Genomic DNA, 239 nt, shown 5'->3' with positions numbered 1-239 from the left:
CGGGTCCGGCATGAGGCGGTCGGCCTGAATTTCGCGGACACGTATTTTCGCAGCGGGATTTATCCCGTGCCGTGCCCAGCGGTTCGGCAACGAGGCCTCGGGCGTGGTGCAGGCGGTGGGCGCGGGCGTCGAGGGGCTGAAGGCCGGCGACCGCATCACCTATACCGGCTTCACCAATACGCTGGGCGCCTACAGCACGGAACGGCTGCTGCCCGCGGCGGCGGCGATCAGGCTGCCGC

At 69.9% G+C, this 239-nt stretch carries 1 protein-coding gene; it reads left to right on the top strand.

What is annotated here, in order from left to right; all coding sequences use genetic code 11:
* Nucleotides 1-28: 28 nt before the first annotated feature.
* The coding region (locus HMPREF0072_RS12770) for an alcohol dehydrogenase catalytic domain-containing protein (protein ID WP_211204254.1) at nucleotides 29-239 on the top strand (211 nt) is incomplete at its 3' end.

This window comes from Anaerococcus lactolyticus ATCC 51172, assembly GCF_000156575.1.
GTDB classification, from domain to species: Bacteria; Bacillota; Clostridia; order Tissierellales; family Peptoniphilaceae; genus Anaerococcus; species Anaerococcus lactolyticus.
The sequence above is the reverse complement of the archived record's forward strand: the minus strand, read 5'-3'. Positions and strand labels throughout refer to the sequence as shown.